This window comes from Kutzneria sp. NPDC051319, from assembly GCF_040682195.1.
GTDB lineage: Bacteria > Actinomycetota > Actinomycetes > Mycobacteriales > Pseudonocardiaceae > Kutzneria.
Genome location: NZ_JBFBAM010000076.1, coordinates 23,365 through 29,900 on the forward strand (window position 1 = coordinate 23,365; position 6,536 = coordinate 29,900).

At 71.8% G+C, this 6,536-nt stretch carries 4 protein-coding genes; 1 reads left to right on the forward strand and 3 read right to left on the reverse strand.

Annotation, left to right across the window (positions count from 1 at the left end):
- Window positions 1-103: 103 nt before the first annotated feature.
- Window positions 104-2,335, reverse strand: coding sequence for a tetratricopeptide repeat protein (locus AB0M73_RS41635; RefSeq protein WP_363903725.1), 2,232 nt, complete (start codon window positions 2,333-2,335; stop codon window positions 104-106).
- A complete protein-coding gene (locus AB0M73_RS41640) occupies window positions 2,332-3,495 on the reverse strand; it encodes an FAD-dependent oxidoreductase (RefSeq protein ID WP_363903728.1) in 1,164 nt (387 codons plus the stop codon). The genes AB0M73_RS41635 and AB0M73_RS41640 overlap by 4 nt, the downstream gene beginning before the upstream one ends.
- Before the next feature lie 18 nt (window positions 3,496-3,513).
- Here AB0M73_RS41640 and AB0M73_RS41645 point away from each other — a divergent pair, with 18 nt between their 5' ends.
- On the forward strand, window positions 3,514-4,989 hold the full coding sequence (locus tag AB0M73_RS41645; protein ID WP_363903731.1) for an FGGY-family carbohydrate kinase: 1,476 nt from the start codon (window positions 3,514-3,516) through the stop codon (window positions 4,987-4,989).
- Window positions 4,990-5,062: 73 nt separating this feature from the next.
- On the opposite strand, the gene AB0M73_RS41650 is transcribed toward AB0M73_RS41645, so the two are convergent.
- On the reverse strand, window positions 5,063-6,536 hold a 1,474-nt coding region (locus tag AB0M73_RS41650), incomplete at its 5' end, for a benzaldehyde dehydrogenase (RefSeq protein WP_363903734.1).

The window sequence follows — 6,536 nt, forward strand, 5'->3', positions numbered from 1 at the left end:
CGCTGCAACAGTGTTGACGAGTTGAGCAAAAGTGGAAACACCCGATCGTCGGTCCGCTGCTGTCGGCTGCGTCACGGCGAGCGGGGCTCGCGTTCATTGAAATTCATTGAACGAGCGCGTCGAGCTCGGCCCGCACATCGCCGGCCCGGTGGTCGTCGACCTCCTCGTACAGCGCGAGCGCGGCGGCCAGCGACTCCTCGGCCTCGCCGGCACGATCCAGCTCACGCAACACGATGCCGCGCCGAAACAGCGCGCCCGCCTCCAGCATGCGATTGCGCACATCGCGCGTGGCGACCAGCGCCTGGTCCAGGCTGTCCAGTGCGCGGGCGGGCTGCCCGTCGGCCAGATACACGTCGGCGATGGTCAGCAGCGTTTCCGCCTGATCCGAGGCGTCATCACTGTCCTGCGCGACCCAGAGCGCTTCGTGCAACGTGACGAGGGCGCCGTGATTGTCGCCCCGCAACTGCCGCACTTCGCCCAGAGTGGCCATTGTGGTCACTTCGCCGTGCCGGTCGCCGAGGTGACGGAACAATGCCAGCGCCTGTTCGGCCGGCGGTTGTGCGGCATCGGGATCGCGTTGTTCGGCGGCCAGCAGCCCCAGTCCGGCCAACGTCCACGCCTCGCCGTGCCGGTCGCCGATCTCGCGCCGGGTGGTCAGCGCCGTCTCGTACAGGCGGGTCGCGGCGTCGAACTCGTGCAGCCGGTGCTTGGCCACGGCCAGGTTGGTCTGCACCCACGCCTCGGCGTACTTGTCGCCCTCGGCCCGCGCGGCCTGCACGGCCAGCTCGTGCGTGGCCACCCAGACGCCCATCGGCATCCGCAGCTTGAAGTAGTCCCATGAGGCGATGCACAGCCGCCACGCGGTGCCCGTGAGGCCGTAGGCCAGGGCGGTCTGCATCACCGGCAACAGGCTGGCGACCTCGCCGTCGCACCAGCGCAGCGCCTCGACCGGCGAGTCGAAGTCCAGCGGCGTGACGCTCGGACCGGAAGCCGGCACTTCGAGCATATGCACCCGAAACGGCGCCAACGCCTCGTTCGCGCGCTCGGCGGTCCGCAGGTACCAGTCGGTCAGCCGGACCGCGGCCTCCCGTCGGGACTCGTCCGTCTCCTCGGACTGCACCAGCTCGCCGGCGTAGACGTGCAGCAGGTCGTGCATGCGGTAGCGATCGCGTTCGATGCTCTCGACCAGGTGCACGCTGGCCAGCCGCTCCAGCAGCCGTCGGCCCTGCACCGGGGACACGCCGGCCAGGGCGGCGGCCGCAGGCGTGCTGATCTGGCCGCGGCGGAACACCCCGAGCAGGCGGAACATGCGGGCCGACTCGCTCGACAGATCCCGGTACGACCACGAGAACACCGACCGGACGGCCAGCGAGTCGTCGGTGGCCAGGCCGTCGAGCCGGTGCTCGTCGGAATCCAGCTCCTCGATCAGCTCGTCCACCGGGTGATGGGGGTGCGTGGCCACCCGCTCGGCGGCGATCCGCAGCGCCAGCGGCAGGTACGCGCAGTGCTTGGCCAGGGCCGTGATCGCCGCCGGCTCGGCGTCCACGCGGTCGTCGCCGATGACGTTGCGCAGCAGCAGTTGCGACTCCGCGCCGGTCATCGGGCCCAAGGTGACCTGCCGGGCGTTGGTGCGCATGGCCATGCCGGACAGGCGGCGTCGGCTCGTGACGATCACCGCGCAGTAGCCGGAGCCCGGCAACAGCGGCTCGACCTGCACGGAGTCGGCGGCGTTGTCCAGCACGATGAGCAGCCGGCGCTGGTTGACCAGCGACCGGAACAGCTTGGCCCGCTGCTCCTGTTCGGCCGGCATGGAGTCGGTCGAGACACCCAGTGCGGCCAGGAAGTCGCCCAGCACGTCGGTCGGGCGCGCCGGGCCGCCGTCAGGGGAGTAGCCGCGCAGGTCGACGTACAGCTGGCCGTCGATGAACTGCGTCGCCACGTCGTGCGCGAGCTTGAGCGCCAGCGCCGTCTTGCCGACGCCGGGCGAGCCGTCGACCGCCACCACGGCAGGCGTGCCGAGCTGGCGGTCGTCGACCAGGGCCTCGTGCAGCAGGCCAAGTTCCCGCTCGCGGCCGACGAAGCGGGCCGCGGCGGCCGGCAGCTGCGCCGGCCGCGACGGGACCGCCTCGGTGGCCAGCGCCATCAGCCGGCCGCCCGCGTCCAGCACCTGGTCGCAGCGCCGCGCCAACTCGGCCGACGGCGGCGTGCCGTTCTTGACCTTGCTCAGCCAGCTGGGCGTGTAGCCGACCTTGTCGGCCAGCACCCGCCACGACATGCCGCGGCTGGTGAGCAGACGCTCCAGCTCCGCCGCGAATGCCGAGCCGCCTTCTCTCACGGCATGGGGACGCGGTCGACCACGGCCTGCCGCAGCTTGCGCATCTCCCGCGGCAGGTTCCAGCCCACCCCGCCGGTGACGACGCCGTCGCGGCCGTAGAAGGCGGTGAACTTCCGCTCGCCCGGGTCGCCGGTCACCACCGCGTACTCCAGGCCCTCGCCGACCTGGCCGTACGCCTGGACCTTGGCGTCGTACTGGTCGGTCCAGAAGTACGGGACCGGGGCGAACTCCTGGTCCGCGCCGAGCAGGTTGCGGGCCGCCGCCATGCCCTGCTCGGTGGCGTTCATGCGGTGCTCAAGGCGCATCCGGCCATACCGCGGGTGCTCCCAGTTGGCCACGTCGCCCGCCGCGTAGACGCCGGGCGCGGCCTGGCAGCGGCTGTCGCAGACCACGCCGTTGTCGATCGTCAGGCCCGAACCCTTGAGCCAGTCGGTGACCGGGGTCGCGCCGATCGCCACCAGCACGCAGCCGGCGTCGAGCACGCTGCCGTCGGTCAGCCTCACTCCGGTGACATGGCCGTTCGTGCTGAGGAACTCGGCGACGCCGGTGTCCATCAGCACCCTCGTGCCGTTGTCGCGGTGCAGTTCCTCCAGCAGCTTGCCGACCGTCTCGCCCAGCTGACGCGCCATCGGCACCGGCAGCGGGTCGACCAGCGTGACGTCCAGGCCCAGCGTGCGGGCGGTGGCGGCCACCTCCGCGCCGAGGAAGCCGGCGCCGATCACCACCGTCTTCGGCTGCTGGAGCAGCTCGGCCCGCAGCGCGCCGGCGTGGTCCAGCGTGCGCAGGACGTGCACGCCTTCGAGGTCGTGGCCGAAGGGCAGCCGGCGCGGGGCGACGCCGGTCGCGATGACCAGACCGTCGTAGCCGACGCGGCCGTCGTCGGCCAGCACGACCTCGCGGGCGTCCAGGTCCAGGCCGGCGGCCGGTGTGCCCAGGCGGAACTCGGCGTTCAGGTCCGCGATGTGCTCGTCCTTGCGCAGCTGCGTCTTCTCCGGCTCCCACTGGCCGGCCAGCACCTGCTTGGACAGCGGCGGGCGGTCGTAGGGCCCGTGCGCCTCGTCGCCGATCAGCGTCAGGCGGCCCTGGTAGCCCTCGCGGCGCAGCGTCTCGGCCGCGGTCAGGCCGGCCACCGACGCGCCGACGATCGCGATGTGATCCATGTCGACGAGGATAGGTGGATGTATGTAGGGATCGACATCGGAACGTCGGGTTCCAAGGGAGTTCTGCTCGCCGCGGACGGCGCCGTCCGGCACCGGGTCGCCCGCCCGCACGCCGTGTCGACGCCCGCGCCCGGCCGGTTCGAGCACGATGCCGAGGACGTGTGGTGGCGCGACTTCGTCGAGATCGCGCGGGAGTTGGTCCAGGCGGCCGGCGGTGAACGACTGAACGGTCTTGCCGTTTCCGGCATCGGGCCGTGCCTGCTGCCCTGCGCCGAGGACGGGACGCCGCTGCGGCCGGCGATCCTCTACGGCGTCGACACTCGGGCAACCGTGGAAATCTCGGAACTGACGGACCTGTTCGGCGGTGACGAGATTCTGCGGCGGGGTGGTTCGCCGCTGACAAGTCAGGCCGTGGGGCCCAAGCTGCGGTGGCTGGCCGTGAACGAGCCTCACGTCTGGGCGCGGACCCGGATGCTGCTGATGGCGTCGTCGTTCCTGGTGCACCGGCTGACCGGTCGGTACGTGTTGGACCACCACTCGGCCAGCCAGTGCTCGCCGCTGTACGACCTTGGGCGGCGGGAGTGGGCCCTCGACTGGGCATCCGTCGTCGCGCCCGGGCTGCCGCTGCCGTCCTTGGCGTGGCCGACCGAGGTCGTCGGCCATGTGAGCAAGGCGGCATCTCGTGCGACCGGCCTGCCCGAGGGGCTGCCCGTCACCGCCGGCACCATCGACGCCTGGGCCGAGGCCGTCAGCGTCGGCGTGCGGGAGCCCGGCGACGCCATGGTCATGTACGGCACCACCATGTTCCTGGTGCAGGTCGTCGACCAGCCACGGCCGCATCCGGGCCTGTGGACCACTTCCGGCGTGTTTCCCGGCACCAGCACCCTGGCTGCCGGCATGGCCACCTCCGGCGCCGTGACCGACTGGCTGCGAGGTCTGGTCGGCGGCTCGTTCGCCGATCTTGTTGCCAGGGCTTCCGATGTGTCCGCCGGCAGCCGTGGATTGCTTGTGCTGCCCTACTTCGCCGGCGAGCGCACCCCGCTGTTCGACCCGTCCGCCCGGGGCATGATCGCCGGCTTGACGCTGTCCCACGGCGCTCCCGAACTGTACCGTGCAGTTCTGGAGGGCACCGCCTACGGCGTCCGCCACAACCTGGAGGCCATGACCGCCGCCGGTGGCGCCGCCCGGCGGCTGGTGGCGGTCGGCGGCGGCACCCAGGGCGGCCTGTGGACCCAGATCGTCTCCGACGTCACCGGTCTGCCCCAGCAGCTCACCCGGGAAACCATCGGCGCCAGCCTCGGCGACGCCATGCTCGCCGCCTCCGCCGACGGCATCGACATCTCCGGCTGGAATCCGGTGGTGCAGACCGTCCAGCCGGCCTCCGGTGGTGTGTACGACGACTTCTACGCCCACTACCGCTCGCTGTACCCGGCGACCTCGGACACGGCCCATTTCCTTGCCCAGCAACAACACCGGGCGGCCCGCGAGCCGTAGCCCGATGCAGGTAAGGCGTCCTTCCCTGCGTTGAACGCAGGGAAGGACGCCTTACCTGCGTCCGCAGGTGGGGTCAGAAGGGGTAGGTGGGTGGGGTGTCGCGGACAGTTACCCACTGCCACTGGGTGAACTCCTCCCAGTTGGCCTGGCCGCCGTAGCGGCCGCCGTTGCCGGAGGCGCCGACGCCGCCGAAGGGGACGGCGGGGTCGTCGTTGACGGTGGTGTCGTTGACGTGCACCACGCCGGCGCGGAGGCGTTCGGCGAGTTTCCAGCCGCGGAACGGCTCGGCGGTGATGACCGAGGCGGTGAGGCCGTAGGCAGTGGAGTTGGCCAGCGCCACGGCCTCCTCCTCGGAGTCGAAGACGGTGACGGGGGCGACCGGGCCGAAGATCTCGTCGGTGAAGGCGGGCATGTCCGGGGTGACGTCGGCCAGAACCGTGGGGGCGTAGAACAGGTTCTCGTGGGTGCCGCCGGTGCGGATGGAGGCGCCGGCGTCGGCGGAGGCGCGGACGATGCGGTCGACTCCGGCCAGCTGGGCGGCGTTGATGATGGGCCCGATCTGGGTGTCGGCCTCGGTGGGGTCGCCGACCTTGAGCGCGGCGGCGCGGGCGGCGAGGCGGTCGAGGTAGGCGTCGGCGATCGTGCGGTGCACGAGGTGACGGCCGGTGGTGAGGCAGATCTGGCCCTGGTGCAGGAAAGAACCCCAGGCGCCGAGCGAACTGGCCTGGTCGGGATCGGCGTCGGCGAGCACGATGATCGCGTTGTTGCCGCCGAGCTCCAGCGACACCTTCTTGACGTGTTCGGCGGCGGTGGCGGCGACGATCTTGCCGGCGCGGGTGGAGCCGGTGAAGGAGATCATCGGCACGCGGGGGTCAGCGACCAGGGCGTGACCGGCGTCGGCCCTGCCGGGCAACACTTCCAGCACGCCGGGCGGCAGGCCGGCCTCCTCGAACAGGCGGGCGATCAGCGCGCCGCCGTACACCGCGGTCTGGTGATCGGGCTTGAGCAGCACGGAATTGCCGAGCGCCAGCGCCGGGGCGACGGCGCGCAGGGCCAGCACCAGCGGGAAGTTCCACGGCGTGATCACGCCGACGGCGCCGAACGGGATCCGGCGGCCGTAGCTCATGCGGCCGGCGGCGGGCAGCAGTTGGCCGTACGGCTCGGTGGCCAGCCCGGCGGCGGCCAGCAGCTCGCCGCGGCCGGAGTGGACCTCGTGCGAGGTCTTGCCGGCGATGCCGCCGCACTCCCGAATGCCCCAGCGGACGAACTCGTCCTCATGGTCGTGGATGAGCTGGGCCGCGCGGAGCAACACCTCGGCCCGTTCGGACGGCGCCGTGTCGGCCCACTTCGGTTGCGCCACAATGCTTCGCGTCACGGCCTCGGCCACGTCCGACGGGCTGGCCAGCCGAGTGCTGCCCAGCACGGCGCCGGTCGCGGGCTCGACGATGTCGCGAATGCCCCAGCGGACGAACTCGTCCTCATGGTCGTGGATGAGCTGGGCCGCGCGGAGCAACACCTCGGCCCGTTCGGACGGCGCCGTGTCGGCC

What these genes read in the sequence shown, in the direction of transcription:
- AB0M73_RS41640 (WP_363903728.1), bottom strand. Translation starts at nt 3,495, where the DNA reads ATGGATCACATCGCGATCGTCGGCGCGTCGGTGGCCGGCCTGACCGCG.
- AB0M73_RS41645 (WP_363903731.1), top strand. Translation starts at nt 3,514, where the DNA reads ATGTATGTAGGGATCGACATCGGAACGTCGGGTTCCAAGGGAGTTCTG.